Below are 20,231 nucleotides of genomic sequence, written 5' to 3' on the forward strand. Positions count from 1 at the left end.
ACGCTGCAGGCGCCCCTCCGGCGCCCTCGGCGACCGACCGGCGAGACTGCCTTCCGGCACGGCGCGGCACCGAATGGCAACACGCCGTACACCGTGAAATGCTTGCGCAGCACCACGTCTTGTGGCATCGAGCAGGGCTTGTTAGCGTGCCTCTCTCGGCCTCCGGGCAGGACTGATTCGGCCTCGCCGACGCCGGGGGGTGTGGAGGCGCCCGGGGAGTACGCCGAGCCCGCAGGTCGCGTGGCTGCGGACGGCCGTACATTAGTGCACAGCTGTGGACAACTTTGTGGATATCGCTGTGCCGTCGCGCGGGTGAGTCCGGACCGCGTGCTCGAGGCGAGCTTCCAGGACGTGCTCGGGGCGGGTCGCAGGCGTGCGCGCCGACGAGGGGAGGGGAGTCAGACCGGTGTCGGAGCACCAGCACAATCTGGGCGTCATCTGGGAGCAGGTGGTGCGGGAGCTGTCCGACGGCACCCTCTCCCCGCAGCAACGAGCCTGGATGCGGGTGACCCGCCCGATCGGTCTCCTCGACGGCACCGCGCTGCTCGCCGCGCCGAGCGATTTCGCGAAGGAAGCCATCGAACGCGCGCTGCGCACCTCCATCACCGAAGCGCTGTCCCGGCGGCTCGGCCGTCCGGTGTCGCTCGCGGTGAAGGTCGACAGCACCGAACCGGTCGCGCCCGCCCCCCGCTATGCGGCGTCACCCGCCCGGGTGGAAAACGATGTCCCGCGGCCGGACCCGGTGCCGCAGGCGAGCCCGCACCTGGAGAACGGCCAGGCCGACCACGTGCGCCCGGAGCGCCCGAAGCCGAAACCGCCGCCGCGCCGGCCTCAGGTCGAAGCGGCCGGTCTTCCGCCGGCGCGGGTCGACCCGCCGCCGCCACCGCCTCCTCAGCAGCCGCTGCACCCCGTCCTCGACGACCTCGAGGACCCGGACGAAGAAGTCGACGAAGAGGGCGAAGCGCTGGCGACCGCGAACGAGATCTGGCCCCGGTTCGCCGGGCAGCCGATCGCGGGCCAGCCCTACACCGCTCCCGCGCAGCCGCAGACGTCGAAGACGAAGCTGAACGAGAAGTACAACTTCGACACCTTCGTCATCGGCGCGTCCAACCGCTTCGCGCACGCCGCCGCGGTCGCCGTCGCCGAGGCGCCCGCCCGCGCGTACAACCCGCTGTTCATCTGGGGCGAGTCCGGGCTCGGCAAGACGCACCTGCTGCACGCGGTCGGGCACTACGCGCAGCGGCTGTTCCCCGGCATGCGCGTGCGCTACGTCTCGACCGAAGAGTTCACGAACGACTTCATCAACTCGCTGCGCGACGACCGCAAGGTCGCGTTTCAGCGCCGCTACCGCGACGTCGACATCCTGCTGGTGGACGACATCCAGTTCCTGGAGGGCAAGGAAGGCACCCAGGAGGAGTTCTTCCACACCTTCAACACGCTGCACAACCAGAACAAGCAGATCGTCGTCAGCTCCGACCGGCCGCCCAAGCGGCTGGAGACCCTGGAGGACCGGCTGCGGACGCGGTTCGAATGGGGCCTGATCACCGACATCCAGCCGCCTGAGCTGGAGACCCGGATCGCGATCCTGCGCAAGAAGGCGGCGCAGGACCGGCTCGCGGTGCCCGGCGAGGTGCTGGAGTTCATCGCGTCGCGGGTCGAGGCGAACATCCGCGAACTGGAGGGCGCGCTGATCCGCGTCACCGCGTTCGCGTCGCTGAACCAGCAGCCGGTGGAAGTCGGGCTCGCCGAGATCGTGCTGCGCGATCTGATCCCGGATTCGCACACGCCGGAGATCACCGCGCCGACCATCATGGGCGTCACCGCCGAGTTCTTCGACGTGACGCTCGACGAGCTGTGCGGGCCCGGCAAGACGAAGGCGCTCGCCACGGCGCGGCAGATCGCGATGTACCTCTGCCGCGAGCTGACCGAGATGTCGCTGCCGAAGATCGGCCAGACGTTCGGCGGCCGCGACCACACGACCGTCATGCACGCGGACAAGAAGATCCGCAAGGAGATGGCCGAGCGCCGGCGGATTTACGACCAGGTGCAGGAGCTCACCTCGCGCATCAAGCAGCGCGCTCGGCAGTAGCCGACTGCCGCGTTTGGACACTCGCTTGTAGACAGTCTGGTTTCGACGCCAAGGGCACCACGGACCCCCGTGGTGCCCTTTTTGCTGCCATGACTGGCTTCTCGCACGTACGCAGCCGAAGCGTGCGTACGGATCAGCAGCGGAGCGAAGCACGCGTACGCATCCACAGACGTCCACAGCCTGTGTACAGAGAATTTCCCAAACTCATTGATACACAAGGGGTTTTCCCCAGGGTGTGCGCAGTTTGCCCACAGTGCCAACGAATCCCAGACCTGCGGCGATCCGGATTTGATCCACATCCCGTTCACACCGGATCCACAGGTTGTCCCCAGGGTTGTCCACGCGGATTCCCCAGGTTGCCCACAGGTCATCCACAACTGTGGGTCGTCACTCACCAGGGCGATCCCGGCCGCTTCGGCTGCCCCCAAAGCCTGGGTACAACTCGGTCCCAACCTGGGGACAACTGTGGGGATAACTGGGGACAACTGTGGATGAATCCGGGACGGCTCGAAACCATCCACGGATCGCCCGAACCATCCACCGATCCGCCACCAGGGCTGCCCACAGGCCGACGCACGCCACGACCAGCGCGAACGAGCGCTGTCCACACAATCCACAGCCCCTATTACTGCTACTGGTTTTTCATCTCTTCTAGGAAAGAACAGAACAAAAACAGGCGGAGGACGAAACTGGGGACAAGCCGAGATTCGTGTCGTCTTGTCGACAAAGTGAAGGGGAGGCCGAGGTGACGGCACCCCCGGCGACGGCCTAACGTGGATGTCTGCAGCTGGTCCGTTCCCGCGCGGGGCGGACCGGACCGGCGGGGACCCGGTCGCGCGCGGTGCTCACGACTGGCGCCCGGCGACCCCTTCACGAGCCGAGGGGCTCGGCTGTCGAAAGGAAGCGCGCATGAAGATCCGCGTCGAGCGCGACGGGCTCGCCGACGCCGTCGCGTGGGTGGCCAGAAGCCTCCCCTCCCGGCCTCCGGTGCCGGTGCTGGGCGGTGTTCTCCTCGACGCGGGCGCGGACGGGGAGTCCGACGCGCTCACGGTCTCCGGCTTCGACTACGAGGTCTCGGCCACGGTCGGCGTTCCCGCGACCATCGCCGACGGCGGACGGCTGCTCGTCTCCGGCCGCCTCCTCGCCGACATCACCAAGGCGCTCCCCGCGCAGCCGGTGGAGATCTCCGTCGACGGCGCCCGTGCCACCATCACGTGCGGCAGCGCCCGGTTCAGCCTCCCGACCATGCCGGTCGAGGACTACCCGCAGCTGCCGTCCCAGCCCGCGCACGCGGGCGAGCTCACCGGCGACGTCTTCGGCCAGGCGGTCACCCAGGTCGCCACCGCGGCGGGCAAGGACGACACCCTCCCCATGCTCACCGGCATGCGGCTGGAGATCTCCGGCGAGACGCTCACCCTCGTCGCCACCGACCGGTTCCGGCTCGCCATGCGCGAGTTCACCTGGAAGCCCGCCGAGGGCCTGTCCGACGCCGCGGTGCTCGTCCCGGCGCGCACGCTCGCCGAGGCGGCCAAGACGCTCGGCGGCGCGGGCACCACCGTGCAGCTCGCGCTCGCTTCCGGCGACGGCCTGCTCGGCCTGTCCGGGGCCGGCCGCTACACGACCACCCGGCTGCTCGACGCCGAGTTCCCGCCGTACCGCCAGCTGCTGCCCGCGAACCACACCTCGCGCGCGGTCATCGAGGTCAGCGCGCTCACCGAGTCGATCAAGCGCGTGTCGCTGGTCGCCGAGCGCGGCACCCAGGTGCGGCTCGAATTCGGCGACGGCTCCCTGCGGCTGTCCGCGGGCGGCGACGACGAGGGCAGCGCCGAGGAAGAACTCCAGGTCGACTACGAGGGCGAGCCGGTCACCATCGCGTTCAACCCCGGCTACCTCGTCGACGGCCTCGGCGCGCTGCACAGCGACCGGGCCGAGCTGACGTTCACCACGCCCAACCGCCCGGCGCTGATCAAGCCAGCCGACGCCGAGGGCAACGTCGTCCCCGGGTATCTCTACCTGCTCATGCCGGTCCGGCTGCCGGGCTGAGCGGCGCGCGTCCAACCGAGGAAAACCGATCCAATCCAAAGGGGATCTCATGGTTCAGCTGGGTCTCGTCGGCCTGGGCAAGATGGGCTTCAACATGCGCGAGCGGCTGCGCGCCGCCGGGCACGAGGTGGTCGGCTACGACCGCAACCAGGACGTCAGCGACTCGACGTCGCTCGAAGACCTGGTGTCCAAGCTGTCCGGTCCGCGGATCGTGTGGATCATGGTCCCGGCGGGCGAGCCGACCCGGCAGACCGTGACCGAACTCGGGCAGCTGCTGTCCGAGGGCGACCTGGTGATCGACGGCGGGAACTCGAAGTTCACCGACGACAAGCTGAACGCTGATCTGCTCGCCGCGCACGGCGTCGGCTACCTCGACTGCGGCGTCTCCGGCGGCGTGTGGGGCAAGGACAACGGCTACGGCCTGATGGTCGGCGGCGCGGCGTCGGACGTCCAGCGCGCGATGCCGATCTTCGACGCGCTCCGTCCGGAGGGCCCGCGCGAGGAAGGCTTCTCGCACGCCGGCTCGGTCGGCGCCGGGCACTACGCGAAGATGATCCACAACGGCATCGAGTACGGCATCATGCAGGCCTACGCCGAGGGCTTCGAGCTGCTCGAAGCCGCGAAGACGGTCGACGACGTGCCCGCCGTGATCAAGGGCTGGCAGCGCGGCACCGTGGTCCGCTCCTGGCTGCTCGACCTGCTGGTGCGCGCGCTGGACGAGGACCCGGAGCTGGACGACCTCGAAGGCTACGTCGAGGACTCCGGCGAAGGCCGCTGGACGCTGGAGGAAGCGGTCAACAACGCGGTGCCCGCCCCGGTGCTGTCGGCCGCGCTGTTCGCCCGGTTCTCCTCCCGGCAGAAGGACTCCGCCGCGATGCGTGCCGTCGCCGCGCTGCGCAACCAGTTCGGCGGCCACGCTGTGAAGAAGGCCGGGAGCTAGCTCCCGCGGTCCCCGCCCGTGTATCTGCGACATCTCCAGGTCACCGACTTCCGGTCCTGGCCGCTGGCCGACCTCGCCCTCGAACCGGGGCCGGTCGTGCTCGTCGGCCAGAACGGCCGGGGGAAGACGAACCTGCTCGAAGCGATCGGCTACGTGGCGACCCTCGGTTCGCACCGGGTCGCCACGGACGCCCCGCTCGTCCGGCACGGCTGTGAGCGCGCGCTCGTCCGGGTCGCGGTCGTCAACGAAGACCGCGAGCTGACGGTCGAACTCGAGATCACGCCCGGCCGCGCCAACCGCGCGCGGGTGAACCGTGGCGCGGTCGGCAAGCCGCGCGACGTGCTCGGCATTCTACGTACGGTGCTGTTCTCTCCGGAGGACCTCTCGCTGGTGCGCGGCGATCCGAGCGAACGCCGTCGGTTCATGGACGAACTGCTCGTGCTTCGCGCGCCTCGGTACGCAGGCGTGCGCGCGGACTACGAGAAGGTGCTTAAGCAGCGCAACGCGCTTCTCAAGACCGCGGGCAAACGCCGTACTGGTCGCGAAGACCCGTACGCGCTGTCGACGCTCGACGTCTGGGACGACCATCTTTCAGTGGCTGGCGCGCAGCTGCTGGCGGCACGGCTGAACCTCATCGCGGACCTCGCGCCGTACACGGCCGACGCCTATATGGGGGTCGCGCCCGACTCTCGCCCGGCGAAGATCGCGTACAAGTCTTCGCTCGGCGAAGCGCTTCCGCCGTCGTACGGAGTGCCTGGCGGAGAGCGTGCCGAGGCAGAGGTACTGCGCGAGTTGTTGCTGAAGGCGCTGGCGGACACGCGTCGGCAGGAGCTGGAGCGAGGGATCAGCCTGGTCGGCCCGCATCGGGACGAACTGGAGCTGATTCTCGGCGAAGCGCCGGCGAAGGGGTACGCGAGCCACGGCGAGTCGTGGTCGTTCGCGCTCGCGTTGCGGCTCGGAAGTTACGAACTTCTGCGCGCCGAAGCGGGCGAACCGGTCTTGTTGCTGGACGATGTGTTTGCCGAACTCGACCGCAAGCGCCGGGCGCGGCTGGCCGAGGTCTCCGCGAGCGCCGAGCAGGTGCTCATCACCGCGGCGGTGGCCGAGGACGTGCCCGAGGAGCTCGCCGGTGCGAGGTTCACGGTGGCCGACGGGGAGGTGAACCGTGCCTGAACAGCCACGACGACCACGCGGGGTGACCGGGGTCACGCGGGTTGCCCACCGATCTGGGGACAAACCTGTGGACAGTGTGGATAAACCCGGAGCCGCGTTATCGCCGCGAGTGACGAACCGGCCGGATGGCGGTCTTGACACCCCGGCAGCGGGCGACACTTCCGGAAATCCCGCGCGTGGCGCGACTGAGCGTGACAGTTCCACTGGGCCGAACGAGACGGCCGCTGGGGACAAACCGAGCGGCCGCGACCTCGCGCACGCCGCGCTCGAAGCGGCGAAGGCGAAAGCCCGCGAACGCGGAGCCCCGCCGAACCTCCGGCGCGGCCGGATCAACGGGGGCGGCGGGCAGAACCGGGCGCGGCGGCGCTGGTCCGGTCCCGGCGCGGATCCGCGCGACCCGCAGCCGCTCGGCAGGCTCGTCTCGCGGCTGATCTCCGACAGCGGCTGGCAGGACACGATGACGAACGCGCGCGTGTTCGGGCAGTGGGCCCGGCTCGTGGGCGAGGACGTCGCCGAACACGCCCAGCCGGTCGCGCTGAAAGACGGCGAGCTGACCGTTCGCGCGAGTTCCACCGCGTGGGCGACGCAGTTGCGGTTGCTGCAGGGCAAATTGCTGGCGAAGATCGCCGCGGGCGTCGGGAACGGCGTGGTCAAGCGGATGCGGATCCAGGGTCCGACCGCTCCGAGCTGGCGGAAAGGGCCCCGGCACGTGCCTGGTCGCGGGCCGCGTGACACGTACGGCTGACGGGGGTTGCGCTCCGGCGGATGAGTTCCCCGAGGACCGGGCCGCGCAGCTTCGGATACGAGATGACTCAACTGAGGGTGATTTCGTCCCTCTGCGACCGGCTGAGGGGTGTCCTAGCCGCATGTGAGCGCGTGCGGGCAAGTACACTGTTGTAGTAGCGGGCGTCCGCTCGGGCGAGACGAGGAGAAACAACGCCGGTGACCGAGAACAAGAGCGAGTACAACGCGTCGTCCATCACCGTGCTCGAAGGCCTCGAAGCAGTTCGCAAGCGCCCCGGCATGTACATCGGTTCCACCGGTGAGCGCGGCCTCCACCACCTGGTCCAGGAGGTGGTGGACAACTCCGTGGACGAGGCGATGGCGGGGTACGCCACCAAGGTCGAGGTTACCCTGCTCGCGGACGGCGGGGTGCGCGTCGTCGACGACGGCCGCGGCATCCCGGTCGACATGCACCCCAAGGAGAAGAAGCCGACCCTCGAGGTCGTGCTGACCATCCTGCACGCGGGCGGCAAGTTCGACAGCGACTCCTACGCGGTGTCCGGCGGTCTGCACGGCGTCGGCGTCTCCGTGGTGAACGCGCTGTCGACGAAGCTGCTCGCCGAGATCAAGGTGAACGGCCGCAGCTGGCGCCAGGAGTACACCAACCAGGTCCCCGGTCCGCTCGAGGACCTCGGCCCGGCCAGCGACACCGGCACCACCATCACCTTCTGGGCCGACGGCAGCATCTTCGAGACCACCACCTACAACTTCGAGACCATCTCGCGCCGCCTGCAGGAGATGGCGTTCCTCAACAAGGGCCTCACCCTGTCGCTGCGCGACGAGCGCGTCGCCGACGAGGAGACCGAAGAGGACGCCGCGGGCAAGCAGGCCAGGGTCAAGGAAGTCGTCTACTGCTACCCGGGCGGGCTCGAGGACTTCGTCAAGCACATCAACGGCAGCAAGGACCCGATCCACGAGAGCGTCATCTCCTTCGACGCCAAGGGCGCCGGCCTCGAGGTCGAGGTCGCGATGCAGTGGAACACCGGGTTCACGCCGTCGGTGTACACCTTCGCCAACACGATCAACACGCACGAGGGCGGCACGCACGAAGAGGGCTTCCGCGCCGCGCTCACCCGCGTGGTCAACGCGTACGCGCGCGACAAGAAGCTGCTCAAGGAGAAGGACGCGAACCTGACCGGCGACGACGTGCGCGAGGGGCTCGCCGCGATCGTGTCGATCAAGCTGTCCGAACCGCAGTTCGAGGGCCAGACCAAGACCAAGCTGGGCAACAGCGAAGCCAAGACGTTCGTGCAGCAGCAGTCGAACGAATGGCTCGGCGACTGGTTCGAGCGCAACCCGAGCGAAGCCAAGACGATCATCAACAAGTCGATCTCGTCGGCGCAGGCCCGGCTCGCCGCCCGCAAGGCGCGCGACCTGGTGCGGCGCAAGGGCGCGCTGGAGATCGGCGGTCTTCCCGGCAAGCTCAAGGACTGCCGTTCGAACGACCCCGGCGAGTGCGAGCTGTACATCGTGGAGGGCGACTCGGCCGGCGGTTCGGCCAAGGAAGGCCGCGACTCGATGTACCAGGCGATCCTGCCGATCCGGGGCAAGATCATCAACGTCGAGAAGGCCCGCATCGACCGCGTCCTCAAGAACACCGAGGTCCAGTCGCTGATCACCGCGCTCGGCACCGGCATCCACGACGATTTCGACATCTCGAAGCTGCGGTACCACAAGATCGTGCTGATGGCCGACGCCGACGTCGACGGCCAGCACATCACCACGCTGCTGCTCACCCTGCTGTTCCGGTTCATGACGCCGCTGATCGAGCACGGCCACGTGTTCCTGTCGCGGCCGCCGCTGTACAAGATCAAGTGGCCGCGGTCGGAGCCGGAGTACGCGTACTCGGACAAGGAACGCGACGCGGTCATCCAGGCCGGCGTCGAGGCGGGCCGCCGTCTTCCGAAGGACGACGCGATCCAGCGGTACAAGGGTCTCGGCGAGATGAACGCCGAGGAGCTGTGGGAGACCACGATGGACCCGGCGAACCGGCTGCTCGGGCAGGTCACCCTCGACGACGCCGCACAGGCCGACGAACTGTTCTCCGTGCTGATGGGCGAGGACGTGGAAGCCCGCCGTTCGTTCATCACGCGCAACGCCAAGGACGTGCGCTTCCTGGACGTGTAGGCGTCCCCTTCTCACCCGCTTCCCAGGACTGCTCACAAGAAGGACCCCATGACGGAAACCTTGCCGCCGGAACACGACCGGATCGAGCCGGTCGACATCCAGCAGGAGATGCAGCGCTCCTACATCGACTACGCGATGAGCGTCATCGTGTCGCGGGCGCTGCCGGACGTGCGCGACGGCCTCAAGCCGGTGGCGCGCCGGATCCTGTACTCGATGTTCGACTCCGGGTTCCGCCCGGACCGCGGGTACAACAAGTGCTCCCGCGTCGTCGGCGACGTCATGGGCAACTACCACCCGCACGGCGACTCGGCGATCTACGACGCGCTCGTGCGGCTCGCCCAGCCGTGGTCGCTGCGCTACCCCTTGATCGACGGCCAGGGCAACTTCGGCTCGTCGGGCAACGACCCCGCGGCCGCGATGCGGTACACCGAGTCCCGGCTCGCGCCGCTCGCGATGCAGATGCTCGCGGACATCGAAGAGGACACCGTCGATTTCCGCGACAACTACGACGGGCGCACCCAGGAGCCCGACGTTTTGCCGTCGCGGTTCCCGAACCTGCTGGTCAACGGCGGTTCCGGGATCGCGGTCGGGATGGCGACGAACATCCCGCCGCACAACCTGCGCGAGGTGTCCGAAGGCGTCGTGTGGGCGCTGGAGAACCCGGAAGCGACCGACGACGAACTGCTGGCCGCGCTGCTCGTGCGGATCAAGGGCCCGGACTTCCCGACCAAGGCGATGATCCTCGGCACCTCCGGGATCGAGGACGCCTACCGCACCGGTCGCGGTTCGATCCGGATGCGCGCGGTCGTCGAGGTCGAGGAGGACGCGAAGGGCCGCACCATCCTGGTCGTGTCCGAGCTGCCCTACCAGGTGAACCCGGACAACCTGGTGGAGAACATCGCCCACCTGGTGCGCGACGGCAAGATCACCGGCATCGCGGACATCGCGGACGAGTCCAACAGCCGTTCCGGCATGCGGATCGTCATCACGATCAAGCGCGACGCGGTGGCGAAGGTCGTGCTGAACAACCTGTTCAAGCACACCCAGCTGCAGCAGAACTTCGGCGTGAACATGCTGGCGCTGGTCGACGACGTGCCGCGCACGCTGCGGCTCGACCAGATCATCCGGCACTACGTGAAGCACCAGGTCGACGTGATCGTGCGGCGGACCCGGTACCGGCTGCGCAAGGCCGAGGAACGGGCCCACATCCTGCGCGGTCTGGTCAAGGCGCTCGACATGCTGGACGAGGTGATCGCCCTGATCCGGCGGTCGCCCTCGGCCGACGAGGCCCGGCCGGGCCTGATGTCGCTGCTCGAGATCGACGAGATCCAGGCGACCGCGATCCTGGACATGCAGCTGCGCAGGCTGGCCGCGCTGGAGCGGCAGCGGATCATCGACACCCTGGCCGAGATCGAGCTGGAGATCGCCGACCTCAAGGACATCCTCGCGAAGCCGGAGCGGCAGCGGTCGATCATCCGCGACGAGCTGATGGAGATCGTCGACAAGTACGGCGACGACCGGCGCACGCAGATCATCCCGTTCGACGGCGACGTGTCGGTCGAGGACCTGATCGCGCAGGAAGACGTCGTCGTCACCATCACCCGCACGGGCTACGCCAAGCGGACGAAAACCGATCTGTACCGGTCGCAGAAGCGCGGCGGCAAGGGCGTGCAGGGCGCGACGCTGAAGCAGGACGACATCGTCCAGCACTTCTTCGTGTGCTCCACGCACGACTGGATCCTGTTCTTCACGAACAAGGGCCGGGTGTACCGGGCGAAGGCCTACGACCTGCCCGAGGCCAACCGCAACGCGCGCGGCCAGCACGTGGCGAACCTGCTCGCGTTCCAGCCGGACGAGCAGATCGCCCAGGTCATCGAGATCCCGAACTACGAGGTCGCGCCGTACCTGGTGCTCGCCACGCAGCGCGGCCTGGTGAAGAAGACGAAGCTCACCGACTTCGACTCCAACCGCGCGGGCGGGCTCATCGCGATCAACCTGCGCGAGGGCGACGAGCTGATGGGTGCGGTGCTCGCGGCGGCCGAGGACGACCTGCTGCTGGTGTCGGCGGGCGGCCAGTCGATCCGCTTCCACGCCACCGACGAGGCGCTGCGCCCGATGGGACGGCCGACCTCGGGCGTGCTGGGCATGCGGTTCAACGAGGGTGACGAACTGCTCGGCATCAGCGTGGTCAAACCGGACAAGTTCCTGCTGGTCGCCACGGACGGCGCGTATGCGAAGCGGACGCCGATCGAGGACTATCCGGTACAGGGCCGCGGCGGCAAGGGCGTGCTCACCATTCAGCACGACAGCAAACGTGGCAGGCTGGTGGGGGCACTCATCGTCGACGAGGACGACGAGCTGTTCGCCATCACGTCCAGCGGCGGGGTCATCCGCACACCGGCGCGGGACGTGCGCAAGGCGGGCAGGCAGACCAAGGGCGTTCGGCTGATGAACCTGGGTGACGGAACCACTCTTCTCGCGGTCGCACGCAACGCGGACGAGGGTTCGGACGTCGCCAATGGTGGCGAGGACTCCGCCGAGGAAGCCCCCGAGATTTCGGGGACTCCGGAAGACTCGGCCTCCGAGACGGTTTCGGAGGACGCGGCGGAGGCTACGCCAGAGGAGCCCACAGCAGAAGACGGCACGGCGCCGGAGCAGTGATCGGCGCCCCACGCACGGGTAAGGACTGACTCAACGTGGCACCATCCGACAAGGCCGACGACGCGTCGGCCAACCCGCCCTGGCAGCGCACCGCCAAGGACGGCGGCGGCGACTCCGAGGCCATGGCCACGGCGCGGATCGCGACCGAGGACGTGCCCACCGCGGCTCCCGAACCGGCCGCGCCCGAGAACGACTACCCGGTGACCGGCTCGGCGGCGCCCCGGCTCTTCGGAGGCGAGGCACCACCGCCGGCGGCCGACGTGCCGGCCGCGGGCCGCACCCGGCCGACGCCGAGCGCGCTGCGCCGCCCCGGCCGGGGCCCGCGGCGGGCGAGCCTGCAGATCAAGCGGTTCGACCCGTGGTCGGTGCTGAAGCTGGCACTGGTGCTCGGCGTCGCGATGTTCTTCGTCTGGCTGGTCGCGGTCGGCGTGCTCTACACGGTGCTCGACGGCATGGGCGTGTGGGACAAGCTGAACGGCACGTACTCGTCCCTGGTCGGCGGCGAGGGCGCGAACGCGTCCGCGGAACCGCTGATCAGCGCCGGTCGCGTGTTCGGCATCGCGGCTATCCTCGGGGCGATCAACATCGTGCTGGTGTCCGCGCTGGCCACGGTGAGCGCCTTCATTTACAACGTGTCGGCGGACCTGGCGGGCGGCCTGGAGGTCACGCTCTCGGAGCGAGAGTAACCCGGTTGCAAGGGCGGATGGGGAGTCCGGTAGAGTTCTCCTCGTTCGACGGGCCCATAGCTCAGGCGGTTAGAGCGCTTCGCTGATAACGAAGAGGTCGGAGGTTCAAGTCCTCCTGGGCCCACATTTCCGGAAGGCCGGTTCGCAGTCGCGGACCGGCCTTTCTGGTATTTCGGATGACTGCGCGGCGGGGTTCTCGCCAGAATCAGCGGCATGCAGACTCCCGCGCAGATCCGTGCGCAGCTGAGCCTCGGCCGTGATCAGTCTGGTCTGGCCGAAACCGAGGCATGGCTCGCGTCGGCGACCGCGCGCGAGCTGCTGCGGATCGACCACTACGCCCGCCAAGCTCGTTATCCGGTGCCGCTGCTGGGACGGGCGCGCAGTTGGCAGCTGAAGAACGCCTCACCGGTTGTCGCGGCGCTGGCTTCGATGCATCCCGACGGCCGTCTTCGCGAACAGGCCGTTCGCGTGTTGTGCGGGTTGGCTGGTGCGTTGAGCGATCGGGCGTTGGCGATCCGGGTTGCCGATCACGTCGAGGTGGTCCGCGAGTTGGCCGAGGAAGAGGTGCTGCGGCGTACGACGTTGGCGCAAGCGGAGCGGATCGTGCCGGTGGTGCAGCGGATTTCGCAGCGCGGTCGGGGTTCGCAGGTGCAGGCGCGCTATCTGCGTGCGCTGGTCGACGCGCATGGCGAGGCGTCGGTGTGGGCGTGCTTGCGAGGTTCCGGGGACGTCGATGTGCGGCGGAGCGCGTTCCGGCACAGTTTCGAGACGGGATTGCTCGGCTCGGTGGACGCGGTCCGGTTGCTTCCTCGGGAACGGGACCAGGGCGTTCGTCGGAAGTTGATCCAGGTGATTGCCGAGACGGCGACGCCGGAGGTCATCGCCGAGACGTTGCTTCGCGGACGGTCCGCGGAAAGCCGGGTGCTGGGGTTGGTGAAGCTGACCGCGGCGCAGCTCGATCCCGTTGCGGTGGAACAACTTCTGCTCGACCGGTCGGTGCTGGTGCGGTTGTGGGCGCGGTTGCGCTGGCAGGAAATGGGCCGGGATGCGGGCGAGGTTTATGCCGCGGTCGCGCGTTCTGCTGCCAAGCCGACGGTGCGGGCTCGTGCGTACGCCGGGCTCGCGGAAACCGGGGCTGAGTTTGACCGGGCGGAGGTTGTCGAACTCGCGCAGAGCGCGGATTTGGCGTTGAAGAAAACCGGGTTGTCGTTGCTGCGCGGCAAAGTTGACGCAGCGGACGTGCCTTGGCTGCTGCGGGAAATGACCGGGGAGGACTCCCGGGTGGCCCGGTTGGCGGGAGACGTGCTGAGCGGCAGTCCGCAATTGTGGTCGTTGGCGGATTTGGGTGTGCTGAAGGATTCCGCGGATGTCGTGATTCAGCGTCGGGGATGGTGGCTGCACCGCAGTCTCGGCGGTTGGGAGGCGGTGATCGTCGACCTGGAGTCCGGAGCGTTCCGGGATCGGCTGGAGCTGCCGATGTATGTTCGGCCGACTGTCGCGCAGCAGCAACGGATCGCGGACCTGCTCGGCACGCTTTCCCTTGGCCTTGATCAGGTTTCGGGGATCACGTTCGCGGCTGGGCTTCCGCGGTGAGCGGCGAGGAACTGGGCGAGGGCTGGGACAGCGTCGCGACGCTCGTCGACGGACGGTGGGTCGAGCGACGGCCCAAACGGGACGAGGTGCGCGCGTGGCTGCTGCGCGAGACGCGGGTGCTGCCCTGGCTGGCTCCGCAGTTGCCGTTAGCGGTGCCGATTCCGTTGGTGTGGCGGGAAAATCCGTTGGTGATCCGGCATGAACTGGTGCCGGGCGAGCCGGGCGAACTGACCGCCGACGACGGTCGCGTACTCGGCCGGTTCCTCCGCGCGTTGCACAGTGCGGACGTCGCCAAGGCGCGTGAACTCGGTGCCGCGACGGAAGTACTGGCACTGGACGCGGTCCCGCCGTTGCTCGGTCCGCTCGCTGATCGCGGGTGGGCGCTGCTGGCGGAAGTCCGGGGTTATCCAGCAGCCACGGTCATCCATGCCGACCTGGGACCGGAGCATGTGCTGAAGCGGGACGGCCGGGTGAGCGGGGTGATCGACTGGACCGACGTGTCTGTCGGCGACCCCGCGCGGGACCTGGCGTGGCTGCTGCACGGGACCTCGGCGGAGTGCGTCGCGGGGTTCTCCGCGGAGTACGAGGTCACGCCGGTACTGCGCCGGCGCGCTGGGGCGTGGAACCGGCTGGGGCCGTGGTACGAGGTGACGTACGGGCTGGAGAACGACCGGCCTGACCTGGTCGAATCGGGCCTCGCCGGCACCCGCGCGCGGCTCGCGGAGACGAGTCAGCCCTGCCGGGAAGAGAAGGACCGGCAGGGCTGAGTTGTGCGTGGCCGCTGGGACCGCCTGTTTCAACGGACCGCTCACTCCGGATATTCCCCGGTGTTCCACGTGGAACGAGCGAGACGGAACCGCTGGACGGGACGCGCGGCGGGTCCGGTAGCATCGTGGGGTAGCGCAAGCACTCAGAAGGGGGCTTCAGGTGAAGAAGCTGTTGGCACTCGCGGTCGTCGCGGGCGGCGTCCTGTTCGTCGTCAAGCGCAACAAGGCGGCCAAGGCCGAGGCTGACCTGTGGCGGGAAGCCACCACGCCTGCCGCCCCGTCGGCGAACGGCAGCGCGCCGGCCAAGGCCGCGGACGCGTCGCGCAACTGACGTAGTACTTAGCGGACCCCGGTCCGCACCGGGCCTGTAGCTCAATTGGTAGAGCACCGCCTTTGCAAGGCGGGGGTCAGGGGTTCGATTCCCCTCAGGTCCACCCGCACTCCCCGTTCGGCCGAAGCTGGACGGGGATTTGTGCGTCAGGGGCTCTGCTTCAACCGGTCGATGATCTTGAAAATAGCCTCGCCGAACACCTGGTTGAGCGTCGGCTCCTGGTAGTCCTCGCTGCGGAAAGTCGAGTTCGTGACCACGCGGCGGCCCACTTTGAACGACAGATCCTCGTGACCCGGGGCATCGGAATTCAGCTGATCTCGCCGTCGCCCACCTTCCTGTTCGAGGTGGCTTCCTTGGGCTGACCGCCCGGACCGGCGACGCGGGTGGCAGTTGCCGTGGTTCGTGCGGAAGCAACCGCTCCACTGCCAAGGTCCCTTGCCGTGCTCGCCGGGATCGGCGCTCAGCTGGGACGGCTGTACGGAGGATTGTTCCTCGACCCGGCCGGAAACCGTGTCGTTGGTGAACGAAAGTCCCCAGTCCTCGGCTTTGTAGATCTCGTAGATCTGCAGGTCGCCGCGGGCTTAGCCCGCGACTACGGTGCTGCATCCGGCTGCCAACAGTGCCGATACCCCGAGACAGCCCACCATCATGGCGTGCTTGGAAACTATCAAGAGCCCCTGCCCTCGTAGCCGTCAGAGTAACGAGAGTCGTGGTTGATGGCTTGACTTCAACTTCCCTTGAAGTTCGATCCTTCAAGAGTCGTCATCGATCTTGGAAGGACACTCATGACTGTCAATCGCGTTGCGCGCCCTGACTTTGTGCGCACGGACGTCGACGCTGTGCTGGTTGCCGAAACGACCGTCGAGGCGGCGGAGGTGCTTGCCCGGCTGGAGAAAGAGCCGTGGCCGGCCGGGCTGGTTTCGTTCAATACCTTGGCCAGTACCGAGGGCGAGGGCACGCTGGTCTATACCCAGTGGGCCGAGGGAGCAGCTGATCCCGGTCTGGTGCAACGGGTTTCCGGAAGTGATCCAGTCGAATATCGGTTGTATCGCAGCGGAAATCGGGACAACGCGACCATTCCGGGGTGCATTGTCGTGGTGAGCGTTGAGTTCGACGGTGCGGACGCGCAGCGCCAGCGGCGTTGGGTGGACACCGTGTTCGGCGCGTTGGCCAGTGAGGAGAAACCCGCGCCGGGCGGGCTGTCCGGGCACTTCCATGTCAGCACCGACGGGACGCGAGTGCTCAACTACGCGGAGTGGACCGACGAACAGTCGCATCGCGACGCGTTGGCGCGGTCCGGCCGGGGGACGGTCGGGGTGTCCGACGAATGGCAGAAGGTGCAGGAATTCCCGGGCGTGCGCGGCGGCGGGTTCCGGCGGTATCGGATGGTGCGCAGTCTTTCGCTGGGACTGTCCGCGAAAGAGCCAGCCTGATTCAGGCGTCTTGCGGAGCGAAGTCGGGCGCGGGCAGCGTGCCGAGCTGGATGCGGGCGCCGAGTTCGTCCCGGACGCCCCAGTGTTCGGCGAGCAAAGTGCCTTCGGTGCGGTAAATGTGCACCGTGGGCATCTGGTACGGCTTGCCCGCGGCGCCCGCGCCGTGCACCGCGTCCACTCCGGTTCCGGTGGCGGTCGCGCGGACGACGACGCGGTCGTCAGTGTCGAAGATGTCGTCGATCGCGTATCTGATGTTCAGCACGTGGTGCACGAAGGTGAGGATCTGCCGGTAGCCCGCGGGTCCGGGCGGCAGCGGGAACGGGGACCCGTGGTCGACGAAGTCCGGGGTGACCAGGTCGTCGAGGACGGAAAGCTCTCCGGTGTTGATCGCGTCGAACACGGCAAGGGCGGCGGTGCGTGCGGGGTTGGTCACGGCTAAGCTCCTCTTCGAACTTGACTGGAACCTAAATCCAGTGGAATCAGAATCTAGCGGATTGAGAGGGCTGTGGCAAGGCAATACAGCGCCCCGCAGCGTGAGGAGAAGGCCCAGGCCACCCGCGCGCACATCGTGCGGACGGCGCGTGGGCTGCTCCTCGGCGGTGGTGGCTACGCGGGCATGACGATCACCGGCCTCGCCGAGGCGGCGGGCGTCAGCCCCCAGACGGTGTACAACTCCGTCGGCGGCAAGGCCGAGGTCATCAAGGCGGTCTATGACGTGATGCTCGCCGGCGACGAGGATCAGACGCCGATGAGCGAACGTCCCGAATTCCGCCGGGTGGCCGACGCGACCGATGTGCCGTCCTACGCGGCCGCGTACGCCGCTTGGGTGCGCGCTATCTCCGACCGGGTCGGGCCGCTGCTCGGGGTGCTGGTCGAACACGGTCCCGGCGGCGACAAGGTGCTCGAGGCCTTCGTGGCGACCATCGACTCCGAACGCAGAAAGGGCAACACGAATAGCCTGCGCGGTCTCGCGGAACGCGGGCTCCTGCCACCGCAGAGATTCGACGAGGCGGTCGACGCGGTCTGGACGCTCACCGCGCCCGAGGTGTACGACCGGCTCGTCCGGCGCTGCGGATGGACATCGGCGGCCTTCGAACGATGGCTGGCCAACCAGTTGGGCGCGGTGCTGTCCGATTAACGGTGGTAGTCCGGCGCGGTCATCGGCAACGGGGTTGGGTTGAGCCGAACCCACGCGACGGCGAGTTCGGACAGCCGGGCCAGTTCGTCGTCGGCTCCGTTGCCGGAGCGGATGCGCTTGGCGAGGCTCTGCGCTTCCTGGAGTTCGGGCAGCGGGGTGCCCGACGCGAAGCAAGCGGGGAGCGCGTCGGCCATCGCGCGGAACGAGCGGTCCCAGTTGATGCTGCCGTTGTCGAGGATCTCGTGCGCAACCTTGCCGGAGAGGCGGATCGCTTCTCCCTGCACGGTTTTCGCCGCGCCGGAGGGCGGTACGAGCAGCTCCCACAGGTGGTCATGCTGCTTCTGCCAGGGCCCGTCGGGCACCTCGATCGGGGCGGTTCCGTCGTGGATCAGCCGCGGCGGGACCGGTTTCACCTCGAACAACCGGTACAGCTCGTGCAGTCCGGCGTCGGTCGCGTCGAGGAGATCGTGGCTGAAGTTCGGGCGGTGGAACTCGAATTTGGCTCCGATCCGGCGGACCAACTCTCGCGCCTCGTCCGGTATGGGAGCGCCGGCTTCGAGGAGCAGCGCGGCAGTTTCGGCCATCCCGGCGATCCCGATGTTCTCGGTGAGCCGCAAGCCGTGCAGGAGCGGGGTGCGGCCTGGTTTGCCGTCGATCGTGGCGTGCACATTCGCGCCGTGCTCGATCAGGACTCGTGCGGTCTCCGGTCTTTGCCTGCCGGCCGCACCGTGCAATGGAGTACCGCTGTGCGCGCGTGGCCGTTCGATGTCCGCGCCGAGCGAAAGCAGCAGCGGGATTTGCGCAGCCGCGCCTCTCGCGGCTCGTGTCCACAGTGGAGTCTCGCCGTACTGGTTGGCGGTATCCATGTCGAGGCCTTGCTCGACTAGCCAGACGATGAGTTCGTCGGGACACTCGAGAAAGCCAATCGCAGTCTCCTTGCCGTAGCCGCCGCGCGCGGCCAACTCGGTGCGCCGGAACACTGCCTGGAGTTCTGCGAGCGATGCGGAGGACAGCAGTTCGCTGAAGTTCTTCGGCAGCGTTTTTCGCTTGCGCATCGAGGGTTTCTCCTTGGCGTGGCATCCGGCGAAACCAGCTTAGGTCAGTTCGGATCGCAGACGATGGCGCAGCTCGATGAGTGTCTGCCGGGCCAGTTCGAGGCGTTCCAGGTCCAAGCCGTCGGTCGTGCGGAGGGCCAGATCCTCGTACGCCGCTTGCATTCGGTGCAAAGCCGTGTGTCCGGACGGAGTCGCTTCGAGCAGTTTGGCGCGTTGGTGCGCGGGGTTCGGGCGGTAGCAGGCGAGGCCGTCGTCGACGAGCAGATCGGCGACTCGTTGGACGCTTTGCCTTGTGTGGCCCAGCTGCGAGGCGATGGTTACGACCGGGGCGGCTTCCGCCTCGACCGCGGCCAGCACCTGGTACCGCGCGACGCTCAACCCCGTCGGGCGGGCGATGCCGTTGCCGACTGCTTCCAGGACGTCGGAGAGCCGGATGACCTCGTCCATCAGGTCGTTGTAGGAGTCGCAGGCCTTCTTGACAGCATGCTGTCGTATCGCTAGCTTGTCGGACATGACAGCATGCTGTCATTGAGAGCCGGGTCAGGCAACAGTTCGAGAGGATCATCGGGTGCGAATCGGCATCGGGCTTCCGAATCAAGTGCGCGACGTCGACCCCGCGGTCGTGCCGCGGTGGGCGGCGCGGGCGGAGGAGGCGGGGTTTTCCTCGCTGGCGACGATCGGCAGATACGCGTATCCGGGGGTGAGCGATACGGTTTCGCTGGCCGCCGCAGCCGGGGCGACGACGCGGATCGGTCTGCTGAGCGGCGTGCTGCTCGCGCCGACGTGGCCCGGAGCGTTGCTGGCCAAGGAAATCGCGAGCATCGACGGGGTTTCCGGGCATCGGCTGACGTTCGGGGTCGGGGTGGGGCTTCGGGAAGAGGAGTTCACGGTGCCTGGCCTCGGCGCACGTGGCCGGGGCGCGCGATTTGATGCGGACCTGGAGACTTACCGGGAAGTCTGGGGCGGCAAGAACGCGGCAGTGCCGAGCGGGACGCGGCAGGTGCCGATGTTGTTCGGCGGCTACACCGAGCAGGCGTTGCGGCGGATGGTGCGGTGGGGCACCGGATACATCGCCGGTTCGGGCTCGGTGGCGGCGACCGCTCCTCGGTTCGAAGCGGCGAAACGTGCTTGGCGCGAGGGCGGCCGGACCGGGGAGCCGCGGCTGGTTTCGTTGGCGTACTTCGTTTTGGGAGACGTCGACGCCGGGTTGGCGAACGTCCGGGACTTCTATCGGTTGGCTCCGAAGGAAGTCGCGGACAGTGTCGTGCCCTGTGTGTCTCCGGAGATGGTCCAGAAATGCATCGCGGATTTCGCCGAGCTGGGCGCGGATGAGTTGGTCTTCGTGCCGACGACTGACGACGTCGACGAAATCGCCCGGCTGGCGGACGTCGTCAGCTGAGCATCGTCCTGGA

General features: G+C 68.1%; 18 protein-coding genes and 2 tRNA genes. 16 read left to right on the forward strand and 4 right to left on the reverse strand.

The window, feature by feature from the left end:
* Positions 1-406 precede the first annotated feature (406 nt).
* The 13 genes from dnaA to WA670_RS04180 all read left to right on the forward strand — a co-directional run bounded on the left by dnaA (position 407) and on the right by WA670_RS04180 (position 15,296).
* Complete coding sequence (gene dnaA / locus WA670_RS04120; protein WP_336156951.1) at positions 407-2,089, forward strand: chromosomal replication initiator protein DnaA; 1,683 nt, start codon at positions 407-409, stop codon at positions 2,087-2,089.
* A 909-nt stretch (positions 2,090-2,998) separates the two neighbouring features.
* Entirely contained in the window at positions 2,999-4,132 is a 1,134-nt protein-coding gene (dnaN, locus tag WA670_RS04125; RefSeq protein ID WP_037809143.1) for a DNA polymerase III subunit beta, read from the forward strand.
* A 49-nt stretch (positions 4,133-4,181) separates the two neighbouring features.
* Positions 4,182-5,072 (forward strand): phosphogluconate dehydrogenase (NAD(+)-dependent, decarboxylating), encoded by an 891-nt coding sequence (gene gnd, locus WA670_RS04130; protein WP_134664677.1) that lies wholly within the window; start codon positions 4,182-4,184, stop codon positions 5,070-5,072.
* Positions 5,073-5,090: 18 nt separating this feature from the next.
* Positions 5,091-6,245: a DNA replication/repair protein RecF gene (recF, locus tag WA670_RS04135; protein WP_037809147.1), complete on the forward strand. Its 1,155-nt coding sequence runs from the start codon at positions 5,091-5,093 to the stop codon at positions 6,243-6,245.
* A gap of 109 nt (positions 6,246-6,354) precedes the next feature.
* The gene (locus WA670_RS04140; protein ID WP_037809148.1) at positions 6,355-6,990 is read left to right on the forward strand and encodes a DciA family protein; all 636 of its coding nucleotides are present in this window, start codon (positions 6,355-6,357) and stop codon (positions 6,988-6,990) included.
* 197 nt (positions 6,991-7,187) lie between these two features.
* Entirely contained in the window at positions 7,188-9,155 is a 1,968-nt protein-coding gene (gene gyrB / locus WA670_RS04145) for a DNA topoisomerase (ATP-hydrolyzing) subunit B (protein ID WP_037809150.1), read from the forward strand.
* A 48-nt stretch (positions 9,156-9,203) separates the two neighbouring features.
* On the forward strand, positions 9,204-11,816 hold the full coding sequence (gene gyrA, locus WA670_RS04150) for a DNA gyrase subunit A (protein WP_037809152.1): 2,613 nt from the start codon (positions 9,204-9,206) through the stop codon (positions 11,814-11,816).
* 35 nt (positions 11,817-11,851) lie between these two features.
* Positions 11,852-12,502, forward strand: coding sequence for a DUF3566 domain-containing protein (locus WA670_RS04155; RefSeq protein WP_037809154.1), 651 nt, complete (start codon positions 11,852-11,854; stop codon positions 12,500-12,502).
* A 50-nt stretch (positions 12,503-12,552) separates the two neighbouring features.
* Positions 12,553-12,626, forward strand: a tRNA-Ile gene (locus WA670_RS04160).
* 89 nt (positions 12,627-12,715) lie between these two features.
* The gene (locus WA670_RS04165; RefSeq protein ID WP_134728048.1) at positions 12,716-14,095 is read left to right on the forward strand and encodes a hypothetical protein; all 1,380 of its coding nucleotides are present in this window, start codon (positions 12,716-12,718) and stop codon (positions 14,093-14,095) included.
* The gene (locus WA670_RS04170; protein ID WP_134728047.1) at positions 14,092-14,862 is read left to right on the forward strand and encodes a phosphotransferase; all 771 of its coding nucleotides are present in this window, start codon (positions 14,092-14,094) and stop codon (positions 14,860-14,862) included. The genes WA670_RS04165 and WA670_RS04170 overlap by 4 nt, the downstream gene beginning before the upstream one ends.
* A 160-nt stretch (positions 14,863-15,022) precedes the next feature.
* Positions 15,023-15,193: a DLW-39 family protein gene (locus WA670_RS04175; RefSeq protein ID WP_020663676.1), complete on the forward strand. Its 171-nt coding sequence runs from the start codon at positions 15,023-15,025 to the stop codon at positions 15,191-15,193.
* Between the two features lie 30 nt (positions 15,194-15,223).
* Positions 15,224-15,296: transfer RNA gene (locus WA670_RS04180), tRNA-Ala, on the forward strand.
* Positions 15,297-15,339: 43 nt separating this feature from the next.
* On the opposite strand, the gene WA670_RS04185 is transcribed toward WA670_RS04180, so the two are convergent.
* Positions 15,340-15,462: a hypothetical protein gene (locus tag WA670_RS04185; protein ID WP_336156952.1), complete on the reverse strand. Its 123-nt coding sequence runs from the start codon at positions 15,460-15,462 to the stop codon at positions 15,340-15,342.
* 516 nt (positions 15,463-15,978) lie between these two features.
* Here WA670_RS04185 and WA670_RS04190 point away from each other — a divergent pair.
* A complete protein-coding gene (locus WA670_RS04190) occupies positions 15,979-16,626 on the forward strand; it encodes a hypothetical protein (RefSeq protein ID WP_336156953.1) in 648 nt (215 codons plus the stop codon).
* A 1-nt stretch (position 16,627) separates the two neighbouring features.
* Here the strand turns inward: WA670_RS04190 and WA670_RS04195 are convergent, their stop codons facing one another.
* Positions 16,628-17,059 (reverse strand): ester cyclase, encoded by a 432-nt coding sequence (locus WA670_RS04195; protein WP_336156954.1) that lies wholly within the window; start codon positions 17,057-17,059, stop codon positions 16,628-16,630.
* Positions 17,060-17,131: 72 nt separating this feature from the next.
* Here WA670_RS04195 and WA670_RS04200 point away from each other — a divergent pair, with 72 nt between their 5' ends.
* On the forward strand, positions 17,132-17,764 hold the full coding sequence (locus WA670_RS04200; RefSeq protein ID WP_336156955.1) for a TetR/AcrR family transcriptional regulator: 633 nt from the start codon (positions 17,132-17,134) through the stop codon (positions 17,762-17,764).
* Here WA670_RS04200 and WA670_RS04205 read toward each other — a convergent pair.
* Together WA670_RS04205 and WA670_RS04210 are read right to left on the reverse strand one after the other, a co-directional pair.
* Positions 17,761-18,819, reverse strand: coding sequence for an ankyrin repeat domain-containing protein (locus WA670_RS04205; protein ID WP_336156956.1), 1,059 nt, complete (start codon positions 18,817-18,819; stop codon positions 17,761-17,763). The two genes, WA670_RS04200 and WA670_RS04205, sit on opposite strands and share 4 nt — an antisense overlap.
* A gap of 39 nt (positions 18,820-18,858) precedes the next feature.
* Positions 18,859-19,332 carry a MarR family winged helix-turn-helix transcriptional regulator gene (locus WA670_RS04210; RefSeq protein ID WP_336156957.1) on the reverse strand — a complete coding sequence of 158 codons (474 nt, stop codon included), beginning with the start codon at positions 19,330-19,332 and terminating at the stop codon, positions 18,859-18,861.
* Between the two features lie 55 nt (positions 19,333-19,387).
* Between WA670_RS04210 and WA670_RS04215 the strand changes: the two genes are divergently transcribed.
* Positions 19,388-20,218 carry an LLM class flavin-dependent oxidoreductase gene (locus WA670_RS04215; RefSeq protein ID WP_336156958.1) on the forward strand — a complete coding sequence of 277 codons (831 nt, stop codon included), beginning with the start codon at positions 19,388-19,390 and terminating at the stop codon, positions 20,216-20,218.
* Positions 20,219-20,231 lie beyond the last annotated feature (13 nt).

The sequence above is a fragment of the Amycolatopsis sp. VC5-11 genome (genome assembly GCF_037034185.1).
Classification (GTDB): Bacteria; Actinomycetota; Actinomycetes; order Mycobacteriales; family Pseudonocardiaceae; genus Amycolatopsis; species Amycolatopsis nivea.

Bases quoted from the DNA above. Each gene is read 5' to 3' on its own strand.
- WA670_RS04190 (WP_336156953.1), top strand. From the start codon at position 15,979: ATGACTGTCAATCGCGTTGCGCGCCCTGACTTTGTGCGCACGGACGTC.
- gyrA (WP_037809152.1), top strand. From the start codon at position 9,204: ATGACGGAAACCTTGCCGCCGGAACACGACCGGATCGAGCCGGTCGAC.
- gnd (WP_134664677.1), top strand. From the start codon at position 4,182: ATGGTTCAGCTGGGTCTCGTCGGCCTGGGCAAGATGGGCTTCAACATG.
- WA670_RS04205 (WP_336156956.1), bottom strand. From the start codon at position 18,819: ATGCGCAAGCGAAAAACGCTGCCGAAGAACTTCAGCGAACTGCTGTCC.
- WA670_RS04210 (WP_336156957.1), bottom strand. From the start codon at position 19,332: ATGTCCGACAAGCTAGCGATACGACAGCATGCTGTCAAGAAGGCCTGC.
- WA670_RS04165 (WP_134728048.1), top strand. From the start codon at position 12,716: ATGCAGACTCCCGCGCAGATCCGTGCGCAGCTGAGCCTCGGCCGTGAT.
- dnaN (WP_037809143.1), top strand. From the start codon at position 2,999: ATGAAGATCCGCGTCGAGCGCGACGGGCTCGCCGACGCCGTCGCGTGG.